The sequence below is a fragment of the Lachnospiraceae bacterium genome (assembly GCA_025758065.1).
Taxonomy (GTDB): Bacteria; Bacillota; Clostridia; order Lachnospirales; family Lachnospiraceae; genus Enterocloster.
The window spans coordinates 2876376-2892210 of record CP107199.1; the positions used below are offsets into that span (position 1 = coordinate 2876376).

General features: G+C 43.8%; 14 protein-coding genes. 12 read left to right on the forward strand and 2 right to left on the reverse strand.

Annotation, left to right across the window (positions count from 1 at the left end):
• Window positions 1-11 precede the first annotated feature (11 nt).
• From OGM16_13385 to OGM16_13425, 9 genes are all read left to right on the forward strand, one after another.
• The gene (locus OGM16_13385) at window positions 12-698 is read left to right on the forward strand and encodes an electron transport complex subunit E (GenBank protein ID UYJ45789.1); all 687 of its coding nucleotides are present in this window, start codon (window positions 12-14) and stop codon (window positions 696-698) included.
• A gap of 13 nt (window positions 699-711) precedes the next feature.
• Window positions 712-1287 (forward strand): RnfABCDGE type electron transport complex subunit A, encoded by a 576-nt coding sequence (locus tag OGM16_13390; GenBank protein UYJ45790.1) that lies wholly within the window; start codon window positions 712-714, stop codon window positions 1285-1287.
• Between the two features lie 15 nt (window positions 1288-1302).
• Window positions 1303-2094 (forward strand): RnfABCDGE type electron transport complex subunit B, encoded by a 792-nt coding sequence (locus tag OGM16_13395; GenBank protein ID UYJ45791.1) that lies wholly within the window; start codon window positions 1303-1305, stop codon window positions 2092-2094.
• Between the two features lie 190 nt (window positions 2095-2284).
• Window positions 2285-3223 (forward strand): MBL fold metallo-hydrolase, encoded by a 939-nt coding sequence (locus OGM16_13400; GenBank protein ID UYJ45792.1) that lies wholly within the window; start codon window positions 2285-2287, stop codon window positions 3221-3223.
• Window positions 3224-4011: 788 nt separating this feature from the next.
• Entirely contained in the window at window positions 4012-4854 is an 843-nt protein-coding gene (locus OGM16_13405; GenBank protein ID UYJ45793.1) for a cell wall hydrolase, read from the forward strand.
• Between the two features lie 218 nt (window positions 4855-5072).
• Window positions 5073-5537: a YhcH/YjgK/YiaL family protein gene (locus tag OGM16_13410; GenBank protein ID UYJ45794.1), complete on the forward strand. Its 465-nt coding sequence runs from the start codon at window positions 5073-5075 to the stop codon at window positions 5535-5537.
• Between the two features lie 354 nt (window positions 5538-5891).
• Window positions 5892-6293, forward strand: a complete 402-nt coding sequence (locus OGM16_13415) for a GntR family transcriptional regulator (protein UYJ45795.1) — start codon at window positions 5892-5894, stop codon at window positions 6291-6293.
• A complete protein-coding gene (locus OGM16_13420) occupies window positions 6259-7158 on the forward strand; it encodes an ABC transporter ATP-binding protein (protein ID UYJ45796.1) in 900 nt (299 codons plus the stop codon). Before OGM16_13415 ends, OGM16_13420 begins: the two co-directional genes overlap by 35 nt.
• Window positions 7133-9619, forward strand: coding sequence for a sodium ion-translocating decarboxylase subunit beta (locus OGM16_13425; GenBank protein UYJ45797.1), 2487 nt, complete (start codon window positions 7133-7135; stop codon window positions 9617-9619). The genes OGM16_13420 and OGM16_13425 overlap by 26 nt, the downstream gene beginning before the upstream one ends.
• 9 nt (window positions 9620-9628) lie before the next feature.
• Here OGM16_13425 and sdaAA read toward each other — a convergent pair whose 3' ends face one another.
• Window positions 9629-10561, reverse strand: a complete 933-nt coding sequence (sdaAA, locus tag OGM16_13430; GenBank protein UYJ45798.1) for an L-serine ammonia-lyase, iron-sulfur-dependent, subunit alpha — start codon at window positions 10559-10561, stop codon at window positions 9629-9631.
• Between the two features lie 207 nt (window positions 10562-10768).
• Window positions 10769-11428 (reverse strand): L-serine ammonia-lyase, iron-sulfur-dependent subunit beta, encoded by a 660-nt coding sequence (gene sdaAB, locus OGM16_13435; protein ID UYJ45799.1) that lies wholly within the window; start codon window positions 11426-11428, stop codon window positions 10769-10771.
• A 193-nt stretch (window positions 11429-11621) separates the two neighbouring features.
• Here sdaAB and hisC point away from each other — a divergent pair, with 193 nt between their 5' ends.
• The 3 genes from hisC to OGM16_13450 are packed head-to-tail and all read left to right on the forward strand — an operon-like array spanning window position 11622 to window position 15720.
• Entirely contained in the window at window positions 11622-12683 is a 1062-nt protein-coding gene (gene hisC / locus OGM16_13440; protein UYJ45800.1) for a histidinol-phosphate transaminase, read from the forward strand.
• A 15-nt stretch (window positions 12684-12698) separates the two neighbouring features.
• On the forward strand, window positions 12699-13817 hold the full coding sequence (gene ytvI / locus OGM16_13445) for a sporulation integral membrane protein YtvI (protein ID UYJ45801.1): 1119 nt from the start codon (window positions 12699-12701) through the stop codon (window positions 13815-13817).
• A 31-nt stretch (window positions 13818-13848) separates the two neighbouring features.
• Window positions 13849-15720 carry a L,D-transpeptidase family protein gene (locus tag OGM16_13450; protein UYJ45802.1) on the forward strand — a complete coding sequence of 624 codons (1872 nt, stop codon included), beginning with the start codon at window positions 13849-13851 and terminating at the stop codon, window positions 15718-15720.
• Window positions 15721-15835 lie beyond the last annotated feature (115 nt).

Below are 15835 nucleotides of genomic sequence, written 5' to 3' on the forward strand. Positions count from 1 at the left end.
AGGTGTAAGAAATGAACAAGTATACAGAACGTCTTTATAATGGTATATGGAAAGAAAATCCTATCTTCGTTCAGATGTTAGGTCTGTGTCCTACACTGGCTGTTACTACATCTGCTATGAATGGTCTTGGTATGGGACTTTCCTCTACTGTAGTATTAGTAGCAGCAAATTTTATTATCTCCCTGATGAGAAGCATCATCCCGGGAAGAGTCCGTCTTCCAGGTGAGATCGTAGTTGTTGCTTCCCTGGTAACCATCGTAGATATGTTGATGGAAGGCTTTACACCAGATCTTTACAGCGCACTGGGTATTTACATTCCTCTGATCGTTGTAAACTGCGTTATCTTAGGCCGTGCAGAGGCATTTGCTATGAAGAACAAACCGGTCATTTCTGCATTTGACGGAGCAGGCATGGGCCTTGGATTTACCGTTGCTCTTGTTTGTATCGGTGCTGTCCGTGAGATTTTAGGTGCAGGTACTGTCTTTGGTGTGACTGTCATGCCTGCTTCCTATCAGCCTATTTCCATCTTTATCCTGGCACCTGGCGCATTCTTTGTCTTGGCATGCTTAACTGCATTACAGAACAAGTTAAAGATGCCATGTGCGACCAATGGTTCTGCTAAGGGCAAGAAAGCTAAGAAGGCTTGCTGCGGTGATTGCGCAAGCTGTGCAGAAGCAAAAGAAGAGACGGAAGAATAGGAGGTAGAAACGGATGAAAGAGTTACTTGTTATTGCCATTAGCTCCGCATTTGTGAGCAACGTGGTATTAAGCCAGTTTTTAGGCATCTGTTCCTTCGTCGGCGTATCCAAAAAGGTAGAGACAGCAGCAGGTATGGGCGGTGCGGTTATCTTCGTTATCACCATCGCTTCCGTTGTTGCAAGTCTGATCTATCAGTTCGTCCTGGATCCATTAGGACTGGATTATCTGAAGACCATTGTCTTTATCCTTGTAATTGCGGCTCTGGTACAGATTGTAGAAATGTTCTTAAAGAAATGTATGGTTTCCCTGTACAATGCATTAGGTGTATTCCTTCCATTGATCACAACGAACTGTGCAGTATTAGGTGTTGCCCTTACTAACGTACAGAATAGCTATAACTTCGCTCAGAGCGTAGTAAACGGTGTTGCAACTGCTATTGGTTACACTGTTTCTATCGTACTCCTTGCCGGTATCCGTGAGCGTATTGAAGGAAATGATATCCCATACAACTTCCAGGGATCTCCTATCGTACTGGTAACTGCAGGCCTTATGGCAATCGCATTTTTCGGATTTTCCGGATTACTGTAGAAGGAGGAGACGAAGATGAACATGACAGCAATTTTGATCGCTGCTGCTGTTATTGCAGTGGCAGGTTTGATCGTAGGAATCGGTCTTGGACTTTTCGGTGAGAAGTTTAAGGTAGAAGTAGATGAAAAGGAAGTAGCTATCCGTGAGGAACTTCCTGGAAATAACTGCGGCGGCTGCGGTTTCGCAGGCTGTGACGCATTGGCAAAGGCAATTGCAGAGGGAAAAGCTCCTGCAAATGCATGTCCTGTAGGTGGAGCACCTGTAGGCGAAAAGATCGCTGCTATCCTTGGCGTATCTGCAGGAGCAGCAGAGAAGAAGGTTGCATTTGTACGTTGTAAAGGATCCTGTGACAAGGTTAAGACTCTTTACAACTACGACGGTATTGATGACTGTGCAAAGGCATCTGTAGTGCCTGCCGGTGGTCCTAAGGCCTGCAGCTACGGCTGTACCGGTTTTGGCTCCTGCGTAAAGGCATGTCAGTTTGATGCGATCCATGTTGTAGACGGCGTAGCTGTTGTAGACAAGGAGAAGTGCGTAGCCTGCGGCAAGTGTGTTGCTACCTGTCCAAAGGGACTGATCCAGATCGTTCCTTACAATGCAGAGCATTTAGTACAGTGCAGCAGCCATGACAAGGGCAAAGATGTAAAGGCTGCATGTCAGGCCGGATGTATCGGCTGTACTTTATGTACCAAGCAGTGTGAATCTGACGCTATCCATATGGATAACAACCTTGCAGTGATTGATTATGAGAAGTGTACAAACTGCGGAAAGTGCGCAGAAAAGTGCCCTGTGAAGGTTATTCTGTAATCAAAAAAGATAACTGTAAAAAAGCTTCAGACGGTGAGGATATCATTGTCTGAGGCTTTTTTTGTTAGAGTACATCTGAAAGGAGCTTATGGATACAGCATAGACACAGCCGGATTTTGTTGGTAATCTAAAAAAGCAGTGCGTAAAAAAGAGTATGTTAAAAATGTATATGCATGAAAGGGGATTACTTATGATGATAGAGCAGCTTTGGGGTTCACCGGATATTTTCCGGATTCTGGTACCATTACCGGAAAATCCATTAAAGGGGTTAAATGTTTATGTTCTGCGGACAAAAGAACAGGCTCTTGTGATCGATACAGGTTTTCGCAGGGAAGAGTGCAGGAAAGCCTTGTGGGATGGGATCAGTGAGCTGGGCCTTGATCTGTCAAAGACATCCCTGTTTTTAACTCATCTGCATTCTGATCATACGGGGCTTGTGTGGGATTTTGTAAATAAGGGAATTCCGGTCTACATGAGTAAAAGAGAGATCAGTTATCAGAAGCGGCTGGAAAAGACAGCTTTTGAGACATTGTTTCCGCGTTTTCGCAGAGAAGGTTTCCCTGATGAACTGTTAAAACGACAGGTCACGGAAAATCAGGGAAGTGCCTACAGTGCCAGACCTGGATATCCGGTAAATCCTGTGGAAGATAACGCATCTTTTATGGTCGGTGAATATGAGGTAAAAGCTTTCTGCACGCCGGGACATACGCCGGGACATATGGTCTTATATCTGCCAGAGCAGCAATTATTGTTTTCCGGTGATCATGTATTGTTTGATATCTCACCTAATATTACAAGCTGGCCGGAGGTAGAGGACTCACTGGGGGATTATCTGGAAAGTCTGAAACGTTTGAGAAATCTTCCGGTACAGGCAGTATTTCCGGCCCACAGAGGCGTGAAAGGGAATCTTGCCACAAGGATCGATGAACTTTTAGCTCATCATGAAAGACGGCTTACAGAGCTTAAAAAGGCTATAGATGTATATCCTGGGGCAAATGCATACGAACTTGCAGGACATTTATCCTGGTCCATGAGAGGTCTTTCCTGGGACCAGTTCCCACCGGGACAGAAGTGGTTTGCAGTGGGGGAGACTATGGCACATCTGGATCATCTGGCTAAAATGATATAATGAGTCCAAAAGAAAAACAAGCGACACCGAAGGTAGCATTTGTTTTTCTTGGACCATTAACGAAGGTTCCGCCTGCGCAAGCAGACATTTGTTTTTTACAAGCCATTAACGAACGAATCGCCTGCGTAAGCAGGCAGTGGAGCGCGAATGCGCGGGATTCGTGAGTATAAGATATAATGAGCGCAGGGAAAAACAAGCGGCTGCGCAAGCAGACATTTGTTTTTTACAAGCCATTAACGAACGAATCGCCTGCGTAAGCAGGCAGTAGAGCGCGAATGCGCGGGATTCGTGAGTATAAGATATAGCACATATAAAAAATTACAAAAATGTTAAAAGTGGGGAGTTCACCCGTTTTTTGACAAAAACAGCCTATGAAAAAATTAAAACAGAATTACGTGAAAGTAAGGTTTTTGGCTATAAATAGTTTACATAAAACAGATGAAAGTATTGATCAAAAAATTAACAAAAATAAATCTTAACAAAGATGTAACAATTACGTAAAAAATAAATCGTCATTATGCCTAAAATAATTGATAAATATACGGCACAATGCGCAAAAAGCACAAATGAATTTACATTTATTTCCAATTCACTTTAAAACGTGACAAAGTTGTTGCACAAAGGTTGACGTGTAAGATGAAATCCCATATAATTACCGATACATCCCAGAAAAACAGGCATAAAGTGGGGAAAACTCTCCACAATGGCACTTGGGAGCGGATGCAGTTTACCGCTCTGAAATGGATTTACGAGGCAGTACGCTTCGGGAAAGAATATGAGGAGTATGTATGCTTACATGGCATTCATTCCTTCAGTCGGTGATGTTTTTTGTCCGTTCTATTTCTGTTAAGCTGACAAAAAAACATTATCGTTCGTCTTCTGTCCTTATGTCAGGAGCTGTTGTTATTGCAGTAGTTGCCTTTTCAGCCAATGGATTTGGCGGAGGCGGTAAGAACGCAATGGCAGCGCCAAGGACCGTGGAATCTCTGGAAGCAGATGAAGAACCGGAGACAGAGGCACTCCTTGAAGGAAGCAGTTTTGTTACAGAAGCAAAAATACAATTCGGACTTTTGAACACAGGCAGTGAAGGCCAGCATCTGGCCGGTGCGCTGTTGGAGAGAGATGTCCGCAACAGACAGCGCAGACAGGCAGATGCGCAGATAGAAATAGAAGCGCTTCAAAAACAGATACTAAAAGAAAAAGAAGAAGCTGAAGCAAGACGGAAAGCAGAGGAAGAAAGAAGAGCTGCCAGAAGGATCAAGGTATCTGATGAAGATTATCAGGTTTTGCTCCGGATCGTTCAGGCAGAAGCTGGTGTATGTGATGAGAAAGGCAAGATATTAGTAGCTGATGTGATCATCAACCGCGTTCTTTCTGGAAAGTTCCCTGGAAACGTAAAGGGAGTCGTATACCAGACATCCCAGTTCCAGCCGGTATCTAACGGCAGGATCAATTCCGTGAAAGTAACAGCTGAAACTATCCGGTGTGTAGACCGTGCGCTGGATGGGGAAGATTATTCAAACGGTGCATTATATTTTATGAACAGAAAAGCTTCCGGCAGAAAAGCAGGTTGGTTTGATTCAAGGTTAACCTACCTTTTTGCACACGGAGGTCACGAATTTTTTAAATAGTTCAGCTATGGGCTAGCATATGGTGGAACCACAAGGCTTCTTGTTTCCAGGAATATGGAAACAAGAAGATGTTATGGCTGGACTGTAATTAGTTTTTTCAAATAGCTGTAAGAAAGGGATTGAGTTTCAGACTGCTTTGGGTGTATACTGATACAGACAGGAAACTGATAGAAAAATATCAATAACACTGTCAATAACCATTCAAAGGAGAAAAGACCATGATTTTTGATGAAAAACAGAATTTGGACTTTTACAGAAACTTAGGTATTGAAGGAAGATACGCAAAAGCAGTAGACTTCTTAAAGAATACCGACCTTGCAGCATTAGAGCCTGGAAAATATGAGATCGATGGAAAAGATGTATATGCAAATGTTACCGCATACACCACTATTCCGTGGGAAGAGGCTAAGTATGAGGCACATGAGCATTATACCGACATCCAGTACGTGATCGAGGGAAGTGAGGTTATGACCTATGCTCCTGCACATGAAATGACTGTAAAGACTCCTTACAATCCAGATAAGGACGTAGTATTCTTCGAGAATACCACAGAGGGGCTGCAGGTAGTTGTAAAAGCTGGTCAGTATCTCATCTTCAATCCATGGGATGCACATAAGCCGAAGGCAGCTAACGGCGCTCCGGCACCTATTAAGAAAGTTATCGTTAAGATTAAAGAAGATTAATAGGTCAAAGAATTGAATTGATCGTATGATTGACGGGTAACTCTGGGAAATGTAAATGAAATAAAATAAGTTTACGGAAAATATCGTCTGTACAGGGCCATGAAAAGTGGACTGTGCAGGCGATATTTTTTTTGGATTGCGAGCACGCAAAGCACGTAGCGATCAACATCGTAATATATTCTTAAGAAAAAATACCCTTGTATAAATCATAGGATAATGATATCTTAAGTGTATCACAACTGTATTAATATGATTAGTACAGTTGGTACAATTTATAGTCATAGCTGGACTGTAACAGCTTATGGGGCCAGACATGTTACAGATGGACAGACAGAAAGGAAGGAGAGAGGCTACATGATCGTGCTGGATTACAGGGACCGGCGTCCGCTGTATGAACAGGTGACGGAAAAACTAGAAGAGCTGATGTTTTCTGGTGTATTACCGCCGGACAGTCGTTTGCCGTCGGTTCGCAGTATGGCAACGGAGCTTTCCATTAATCCCAATACTATTCAGAGAGCCTATGCAGAGCTGGAACGTCAGGGTTATATTTACTCTGTTCAGGGAAAAGGAAGTTTTGTGGCAGATGGAAGGCGGCTTCAGGCCGGAATACGAAAGGATTGGGAAGAGCAGTTTAACACAGCTATAGAAGAGGGATTGCGCATTGGTGTAAGCTGCCGGGATATGATAAAGATGTTAGAAGAAAAGGAAGGGGGTAAGGCAGATGATCAAGGCAATGAATCTGACAAAGAAATTTGATGATCTGGTGGCAGTAGATCACATTAATGCAGAAATCAAAAGTGGCTCTGTATTTGGTCTGATCGGAACAAACGGAGCCGGTAAATCCACTTTTCTCCGTCTGGCCGCAGGGATCCTTAAGGCAGATGGAGGCCATGTGACCATAGATGGAGAAGAGGTATTTGAAAACATAAAAGCAAAGAAAAAGTTTTTCTATATACCTGACGATGCTCATTTTTTCAGTAATGCGTCTCCTCTTGATATGATGGAATATTACAGTGTTGTTTATGAGCATTTTGATAAGGATCGTTTTCATAAATTAATGGGTAACTTTGGTCTGGATGAAAAACGCAAGCTCCATACTTTTTCCAAGGGAATGAAAAAACAGGTGTCAGTGATCTTAGGCATTTGCTCCAATACAGATTATCTTTTTTGTGATGAGACATTTGATGGTCTTGATCCGGTTATGCGTCAGGCAGTAAAGAGCATTTTCGCAGCTGAGATCGAAGACCGTAATATGACACCTGTGATCGCATCCCACAATCTGAGGGAGTTAGAAGATATCTGTGACCATGTGGGACTGCTCCATAAAGGAGGCATCCTTCTTTCAAAGGACTTAGATGATATGAAGTTAAATATCCATAAGATCCAGTGTGTATTAAAGGAAGGAATGACAGCAGATGATTTAAAGGGCCTTCAGATCCTTTCCCAGGAAGGGAGAGGACGGCTTCTCACTCTTACAGTAAGAGGAACAAGACAGGAAGCAGAAAGCATTATGAACCAGCATGAGCCTGTATTTTTTGAGTGCATTCCTCTGTCCTTAGAGGAAATATTCATCAGTGAAACGGAGGTGGCAGGTTATGACATCCGCAAGCTTATTTTTTAAATTGCAAAAAGAAGATCTAAAGCGCAGGATCTGGGTCGTTGCCCTGCTGTTTCTGGGATTTTTCTTTGCCTATCCTGTAAATCTGGCATTGACTATGGAAAATGCAGCAAACAGCCAGTTTGCCATGTATAACGGCTATACGCCTTTAGTAAATACCGGAACACCGGAATATTTGGCAAAAGTGCTGGAGTATAAGACAAAGGCTGTAGTGAACCTGGTTTCCTATGGAAATGTTATGCCCTTATTTTTAATGGTAACAGCAGCAGTAGTCATCGGTGCAGCCGGTTTTGCTTATCTTCATAATCAGAAGAAGGTGGATTTTTATCACAGTATTCCTGTAAGAAGGGAAATGCTGTATCTGGTATATCATGTGGATGGTATCCTGATACTAACAGTCACCTATTTTATCCATCTTTTAGTGCTTATGGCGGCAGCAGCTGCATACGGAGTAAGCCCGGCAAAGTTTGCAGGTCCTATGCTTTTTGGCTTTTTCATGAACCTGCTGTATTACATAGTGACTTATGAGACGGTCATTGTGGCTATGATGATGACGGGAAAGATCATTGTAGGACTTTTAGCTACAGCTGTATTTTTCAGTTTCTTCCCGGCAGTAGGCGCACTGATCGAAGGCTTTGAAGATATATTTTTCATTACAGCGGATCAGATCCCAAATGAAGCACTCTTTGACACGTTGGGACATTTATCTCCTGTAGGTGCGTACGTTATGTCCCTGGCAGATATTTCTGACGGAAAGACAGTGGCAGCAGCCCAGATCCTGGGGCTTTTGATTACAATCTTTGCAGGCGGTATCCTTGGAATGGAGCTTTACAGAAAACGTCCTATGGAGGCAGCAGGAAAGGCTATGGCCTTTAAAAAGACCATGGCGCCTATCCGTATCCTCATTGTTCTTGCAGCTGGTATGGGGGCTTCCATGTTCTTCTGGACACTGCAGAGCCGTCTGCGCTGGGGACTGTTTGGAATGGTAGCTGGTGTCCTTTTAGCCCATTGTATCATTGAGATCATTTACCAGGCTGATTTTAAGAAACTGTTTTCCCATAAATTACAGTTGTTGGGCTGCGTAGCAGCAGGTGTCCTGTTTTTCCTGTCTTTTCATTATGACTGGTATGGCTATGACCGTTTTATCCCGGAAGAGGAAAAAATAGCATCTGCAGGACTGGATTTTTCCATAGATGAAAATTTTCTGAAGGGCTATGCACATGCAGTAGAAGAAGATGGAAAATGGTGTGTCGAATATACTACCAGTACTTATGATTTTGTAAAGGAGCATATGCAGCTGACAGATATGGATACTGTACTTGCTGTGGCAAGGGAAGGCGTAAAAGAGGCGGAAAAAGACCGTAAAGAACGTTTTTCCCGGTCTTATGGAATATCTGCGGCAAGAGAGGCTGAACTTATGGTCGCCGAAACTGCGCCAGCTGATGCTATTTCTGTGATCGGTGGAGCGGATGGCCCTACATCCATCTTCGTTGCAGGTAAAGTGGGCTCTGGAGAAGATGATAATTTAGAGAAAGATATTCAAATTTATGTTAATGTATTTTATAACTTAAAAAATGGAAAACAGGTGGGAAGGCGTTACAGTGTATCTTTAAACAGCATTATGGGTGAATATGATACTCTGTATGCTTCTGAAGAATACAAAAAGGGACTGTATCCTGTTTTTGAAGAAAAAACAGAAAACCTTTCGGGGGTAATATACAAAGAAGCAGGGGGAATATGGTATCAGACAAAGGAAAGTGCAGTAGCAGAAGAAGTGTTAAAAGCATACCAGGCAGATCTTCTGGCACAGACAGTGGCAGATAGAAGACAGGAGGATCCTGTAGGAAGCCTGTTATTTATAGACCACAATATGTCTGCTTATTTACAACAGCAGGGTTATTGGAACATGGTTATGGAGATGCCAGCAAATGATATGTCTGTAAATGATATGGCAGGTGGGTTTGATCCCAATTATTATTATGACAGTGATCCGGCCTATGATATAACGGAAGATTACTGCGTTTCCTGGCCGGTGTATCCTTCTTTTAGAAATACAATAGAAGTGCTAAAGAAACAGTCTGTTGAGCCGGGAAGCTATATGACAGCTGAAAATATCCAGAGCATACGGATCGACCTGCAAAACCTGTATACAGATGAAAACGGTGTAGTAAGGCTTCACCAGGGAGATGGATTAGAAAAGCTGAAAGCAGAGAATCCTCATTATTCCAATCAGGGACATTTATATATTACAGATCCTGCTGATATCGCTTTACTCACAGGTGCCTGCCAGGAAAGCTCTCTGGCAGAAAACAATGGACTTTGCAGCAGCTTTGACGGGGGAGAAGATCTGTTTGTTTATGTGACGATGAAAAACAGAAGCCAGTTCAGGGTCAACCTGGACCTTGAAAAACTGACTTCTGCGGGAAAAAAGTTATTTACAGGAATTCCTGTGGTTTTTAAATAAAAGTATCGTTTATGAATGACAGCCGGCACAGCCGCTGCATCCGCCTAAGACTTCACCAGGACCAAATACCTGGTCGTGAAGCTTTCTTCCGGTTGGTGTGGCGGCCAGTCCGCCTTCTGCAGTTTCTTTTAAGGTAGGTGACATAATATCGCCTATCCGTTTCATGGACCAGATGACTTCATCTGCGGGGATGGCACTGTCAATGCCTGCAAGAGCCATTTCTGCTGCCACAAAGGCGCCTGCTACACCGGAGGCATTGCGTTTGATACAGGGGATCTCTACCAGACCGGCTACCGGATCGCATACAAGTCCCAGGATATTTTTTAAGGCAATTGCAACTGCCTGGGAGACCATATGGGGGGTTCCGCCTGCCAGCTCTGTAATAGCGGCGGCAGCCATGGCAGCGGCAGAACCGCACTCTGCCTGGCATCCGCCCTGGGCGCCTGCTAAAGAGGCATTGTTTGCAATGACCATACCAATAGCAGAGGCTGTAAAAAGAGCCATTACGCAGTCATGGTCAGAACATCCTTTTTCCACCTGCATGGTAATAAGTGCAGCAGGAAGGATGCCGCAGCTTCCGGCAGTCGGGGCAGCTACGATACGGCCCATGGAAGCGTTTAATTCAGAAACAGCCAGTGCCCGGTATAGGGCACCTGAAAGAAAGGATCCTGTCAGGCTTTTGCCCTCTTCACTGTAGCGGCGCAGCTTATAGGCATCGCCTCCTGTGAGACCGCTGGTACTTTTTAAGTGTTCATCACAGCCAGGTTCAATACACTCCTTCATAACCTGAAAATTTGAAGCCATTTTTTCATATACAGTCTTTTCCTCCAGTTCCATCTGCTGTGCCTGCTGGCTCAGCACCAGGGCTGAAACGGGAAGACTGTTTTTTTCTGCAGCCTGGATAATGGAGGCAACAGAAGAGTAGTTAAAATCAGTATTCATGATGTCAGGAAAACCTCCTTAAGACTTTGATGTCCTCTTGGAGTCTTTCCTGCACTTGCTTTTGTGGCCGGTTTTCCGCCAGTCGCACTCAAATTTCAGAGGCGGACGCAACGCCAACGCTTCAGAAATTTGGGTACAACTGACAAAAAATCTTCTCACAAAATCAAGCACAGAAAGATTCCGAGAGCATATTTGTATTTACACTTATTAAATAGGCTGCAGCATGGTGCTGGAATAGATATTTGGAAGGGTGTTGATCTTTTTGTTGATCTCAGGACTGGGCTTTCCATCCAGTTCAATGGTCATTACCGCTTCGCCGCCTTTCTTCTGTCTGGAAAGACGGAAATTGCAGATATTAATGCCTTCTTCAGCCATGACCTCTGTTACAGCAGCAATGATGCCGGGGGTATCTTTGTGAAGGACGATGAGAGTGGTATACTGGCCGGTAAGAGAAACTTCCATGCCGTTGACCTCTGTTACAAGAATGTTTCCTCCGCCAATACTGGAACCCAGGAGAGATACCTGGCGGCCATTTGCATCTGTTAAAGTGACCCGTGCTGTATTTGGATGGGCACCGTCAATGTCACCTGTGGAAATATGGACCTTAAGCCCTGCTGCTTTTGCAAGTTCAGGTGCCTGACGGATGCGTACGTCATCGGTAGCCATTCCCATGATCCCGGCAATAAGAGCTTTATCTGTACCATGTCCCTTATATGTTTTTGCAAAGGATCCATGAAGGAGGATGTCCGCCTTTACAGCAGGCGCTCCAAGAAGAGTCCTTGTAATACGGCCGATCCTTGCGGCACCTGCTGTGTGAGAGCTGGAAGGACCGATCATAACAGGACCGAGTATATCAAATACATTCATAGGTATACCTTCTTTACTATGGTTTTTGTTAAAACTATTAGTAAAAGTATACATTAAAATGTAAGAAAAAACAACGATTCTTCTATATTGACAATCATGGACTTCAAGGATAAAATCAAGGGAAGTACTATGCTGGTTATTTTATCGATGCTGTACGGAAATATGTCCATGTCTGAAAGAGAGGAGATAAGTCATGAGACTTTGGGAAAAGAACATCCGTCAGGTGGTTCCTTATGTACCGGGAGAACAGCCTGCGGGAGACAAGATCGTAAAATTAAATACAAATGAAAATCCATATCCGCCGGCTCCGGGAGTGAAGAAGGTTTTGGAAGAACTGGATACAGACCGGCTGCGCAAATATCCGGATCCTGCAGCGACTGTTCTTGTAAAGGAACTGGCTGCTTATTATGGTCTGGGTGAGGATCAGGTTTTTGTAGGAGTAGGCTCTGATGATGTTCTTGCGATGAGTTTTCTTACTTTCTTTAATTCAGATAAACCGGTGCTTTTTCCGGATGTGACTTATTCTTTTTATAAAGTATGGGCTGATCTGTTTAAAGTGCCTTTTGAGACGCCTGCTTTAAAAGAAGATTTTACCATTGATATAAAGAATTATGCAAAAGAAAACGGTGGCGTGATCTTCCCTAATCCAAACGCACCTACCGGCGTGTATATGCCTTTAGACCAGATTGAGGAGATATTAATAGCAAATCAGGATGTAGTGGTCATTGTAGATGAGGCTTATGTGGATTTTGCAGGACCTTCTGCCCTGGAGCTGTTAGAAAAGTACGAAAATCTCCTGGTAGTCCAGACTTTCAGCAAGTCTCACTCCATGGCAGGTATGCGTATTGGTTTTGCAATGGGGCATCCGGATCTGATCAGGGCCTTAAATAACGTAAAATATTCTTATAATTCGTATACGATGAATCTGCCATCTTTACTTGCAGGTGTGGAAGCAGTAAAAGATAAGGCATATTTTGAAAGCACCCTGGCAAAGATCGTGGCTACCAGAGAACGTTCAAAGAAACGTCTTGCAGAACTGGGATTTACGTTCCCGGATTCCAGGTCTAATTTTATCTTTGCTTCTCATGAGTCTGTTCCGGCAGAAAAGATCTTTGAGGCATTGAAGAAAGAACAGATCTATGTGCGCTATTTTAAAACACCTGGCCTGGACAACAGTCTTCGTATTTCTATAGGAACAGATGAAGAAATGGATACATTATTCCGCTTTTTGGAAGCATATTTACCCAATGCCTGAAAGGAAGATGATTGAATGGATAAACATATCCTGCGTCTGATGCTAAAGATCCTGCTGCCTGCGTCCGGATGGCTTCTTTTATGCTTTTTCGGACCCAGGTGTTTGAAATTTTTTATGCCCTTTGTGATCGGCTGGCTGATCTCCATGCTGGCCAATCCGCTGGTGCGTTTTCTTGAGAGAAAGCTATGCCTGGTGCGAAAACACAGTTCCATGGTCATTGTAGCCGGAGTCCTGGCTCTGGTCATTGGCCTTATTTATCTGGCTGTGTCAAATGGTGCCAGGCTTTTGTGGTCTTTTATGAAAGATCTGCCTGACTTATATGCAGGGATCGAAGCGGAAGTTCAGGAAAGCCTGACCCATTTGGAAAACCTGTTTACCTATGCACCTGCAGGCATCAGGACCGGCTGGGAAAAACTGGGAAATAATCTGGGGGAACTGGTAGGAAAGCTGGCAGGCTCCATTGCCCCGCCTACAGTAGAGGCAGCAGGGGCAGTGGCGAAAATGATCCCCTCTCTTATGGTATACTCTGTTGTTACTATTCTGTCAGCTTATTTTTTTATTGCAGACAGAGACCGGATCCTGGCTTTTGTAAGAAGCCATATGCCTGACTGGGCAAAAAAATACAGCAAGTATATAAGGACAGAGGCCCGTCGTCTGATCGAATGCTATTTTACTGCCCAGTTTAAGATCATGGCAGTGGTATGGATAATATTAACAGTGGGATTTTTCATACTTGGAGTAAAATACAGCCTGTTATGGGGATTCCTCATTGCATTTTTGGATTTTCTGCCGGTGTTTGGAGCAGGAACAGCTCTGCTTCCATGGGGGATAATTAAGCTGCTGGGAGGAGAATATGCCTTTGCAGCAGGGCTTTTACTTATTTATGTACTTACCCAGGTGATCCGCCAGGTAGTACAGCCTAAGTTAGTAGGAGACAGTCTGGGATTAAACCCCATATTGACCCTGCTGTTCCTGTATTTAGGTTTTAAATTAAAAGGTATTGCAGGAATGATCCTGGCAGTGCCCTGTGGTATGTTTTTTGTGAGCCTGTATAATTATGGAGCCTTCAGAAATATCACGGACAGCCTAAAAGAGCTGGCAGATATCCTGAAAGCCTTCATGAATGAAAAATGATAATGTCAGAAAGGTTTTTTATATAAAAAATATGGAAAAAAAAGAAAAAAAGATTCCTGTAAGCCGCAGCAGGTCGGCTTTTAAAGAAAGGGAGCAGGAAAGAAAAGAAAAAGAAAAAGCGGAAAGAGAAAAGACCAAAGCTGTCAGGGAAGAAAACCAGGCAGAGGAAAATGAAACAAAGGAAACAGAGAAAAAGCCATTTTCCTGGAAGCTTGCAGCGGGAATACTGGCAGGTGTGGTAATAACCGGTGCAGCCGGATATGTAGGTATGTCTATGAAATACCAGAATACATACCTTCCAGGTACCCGCATTAACGGAATGAACGTAGCAGGAATGAGTTCTAAAGCAGTAGAAGAAGCTATGGCAAAGGAGGCAGGCGATTATTCCCTGCGCCTGGTGTTAAGAAATGATGCTTCTGAGAACATAGAGGGAAGTGCCATCGGGCTTAATACTGTATTTGATGGAAGTCTTGAAAACATTCTTAAGCAGCAAAATCCTTATACCTGGCCCATTCATATGATAAAAGGGGAAAACTATGAGATCGAGACTATGCTGGCTTATGAGGATGAGGCTCTTGATCAGGCAGTAGACAGCTTAAATGCCATGGATCCAGCTTATGTGACTGCACCGGTGGATGCTCATTTATCAGATTATATAAAAGGAGAAGGCTATTCTGTTATTCCTGAGACAGAAGGAGACCAGTTAAAACCTGAAAAAGTAAAGGAAGAGGTAAAGGCGGCTATTAACGATCTGAAAGAAGAGATCGATCTGGATGAGCTGGGCTGTTATGAAGAACCGGCAGTGCGTTCAGATGATGAAAGCCTTATTGCACTGGCAGAAAGCCTGAACCGTTATGCCAATATGACTATTACCTATACCATGGGAAGCAAAAAGGAGATCCTGGATGGAGAAAAGATCCATACCTGGCTTTCTTATGCAGGTGGACAGGTAAGCATAGATGAAAGTAAAATCTCTGAATATGTAAAATCCCTGGCTTCTAAATACAACACAGCTTACAGCAAGCGCACATTTAAGACCAGTTATGGTCCGCAAGTAGAAGTAAGCGGTTTTTATGGATGGAGGATCGATCAGCAGGCAGAGGCAGCTGCTTTAAAGGAGGCTCTGGCAGAAGGAAAGAATGTTACAAAAGAACCTGCCTATGCCCAGAAGGCAGCCAGCCATGACGGCAATGACTATGGAAATACCTATGTGGAAGTGAATTTGACTGCCCAGCATCTGTTCATGTATAAAGAAGGACAGAAAATTTTGGAATCTGATTTTGTATCAGGAAATGTATCTAAGGGATATACAACTCCTCCTGGACTATTTGGTCTTACCTATAAGCAGAGAGATGCCACTTTAAAGGGACAGGGATATGCAAGTCCGGTAAAATTCTGGATGCCTTTTAACGGCGGTATTGGTTTCCATGATGCCAGCTGGCGAAATACATTTGGCGGCACTATTTATAAAAAGAGCGGTTCTCATGGCTGCATTAATATGCCTTATGCAGCTGCGAAGACTTTATTTGAAAATGTGTATGCAGGAATACCGGTCATTTGCTATAATCTGGCAGGTACAGAAAATTCCCAGGCTACCAAGGCTTCCGGAAAAGCTGAAACAGCAGTACCTGTACAGACCACACCGGCAGAACAGCCCACACAGACACCGGCACAAACACCGGCTGAGACACAGCCAGCACAAACACCGGTGCCAACAGTAAGCCCTGCAGGACCTGGAGAGACCACAAAGGCACAGGAAACAGCTGCACCGACCCAGGCACCTTCCGAATCTGCTGTTGTACAGCCTGTTGAAACTACCGCTTCTGCGGAAAATGCCACACAAGAAGTGGGCCCTGCATTTGCCACAAAAGCCCCTGCAGACGAGATCGGTCCAGGTGTGTGATGCTGGAAAACATTGACAAATCCCCAAAACCATTCTATAATGCGTTGTGACACAATAAAGAGACCTTAATAGAACGAAATATAGACGGATTTCGGAGCCGGGCCTCCGGATATCC

Coding starts and splice junctions, on each gene's coding strand:
- OGM16_13385 (UYJ45789.1), top strand. CDS start 12: ATGAACAAGTATACAGAACGTCTTTATAATGGTATATGGAAAGAAAAT.
- OGM16_13390 (UYJ45790.1), top strand. CDS start 712: ATGAAAGAGTTACTTGTTATTGCCATTAGCTCCGCATTTGTGAGCAAC.
- OGM16_13395 (UYJ45791.1), top strand. CDS start 1,303: ATGAACATGACAGCAATTTTGATCGCTGCTGCTGTTATTGCAGTGGCA.
- OGM16_13400 (UYJ45792.1), top strand. CDS start 2,285: ATGATGATAGAGCAGCTTTGGGGTTCACCGGATATTTTCCGGATTCTG.
- OGM16_13405 (UYJ45793.1), top strand. CDS start 4,012: ATGCTTACATGGCATTCATTCCTTCAGTCGGTGATGTTTTTTGTCCGT.
- OGM16_13410 (UYJ45794.1), top strand. CDS start 5,073: ATGATTTTTGATGAAAAACAGAATTTGGACTTTTACAGAAACTTAGGT.
- OGM16_13415 (UYJ45795.1), top strand. CDS start 5,892: ATGATCGTGCTGGATTACAGGGACCGGCGTCCGCTGTATGAACAGGTG.
- OGM16_13420 (UYJ45796.1), top strand. CDS start 6,259: ATGATCAAGGCAATGAATCTGACAAAGAAATTTGATGATCTGGTGGCA.
- OGM16_13425 (UYJ45797.1), top strand. CDS start 7,133: ATGACATCCGCAAGCTTATTTTTTAAATTGCAAAAAGAAGATCTAAAG.
- sdaAA (UYJ45798.1), bottom strand. CDS start 10,561: ATGAATACTGATTTTAACTACTCTTCTGTTGCCTCCATTATCCAGGCT.
- sdaAB (UYJ45799.1), bottom strand. CDS start 11,428: ATGAATGTATTTGATATACTCGGTCCTGTTATGATCGGTCCTTCCAGC.
- hisC (UYJ45800.1), top strand. CDS start 11,622: ATGAGACTTTGGGAAAAGAACATCCGTCAGGTGGTTCCTTATGTACCG.
- ytvI (UYJ45801.1), top strand. CDS start 12,699: ATGGATAAACATATCCTGCGTCTGATGCTAAAGATCCTGCTGCCTGCG.
- OGM16_13450 (UYJ45802.1), top strand. CDS start 13,849: ATGGAAAAAAAAGAAAAAAAGATTCCTGTAAGCCGCAGCAGGTCGGCT.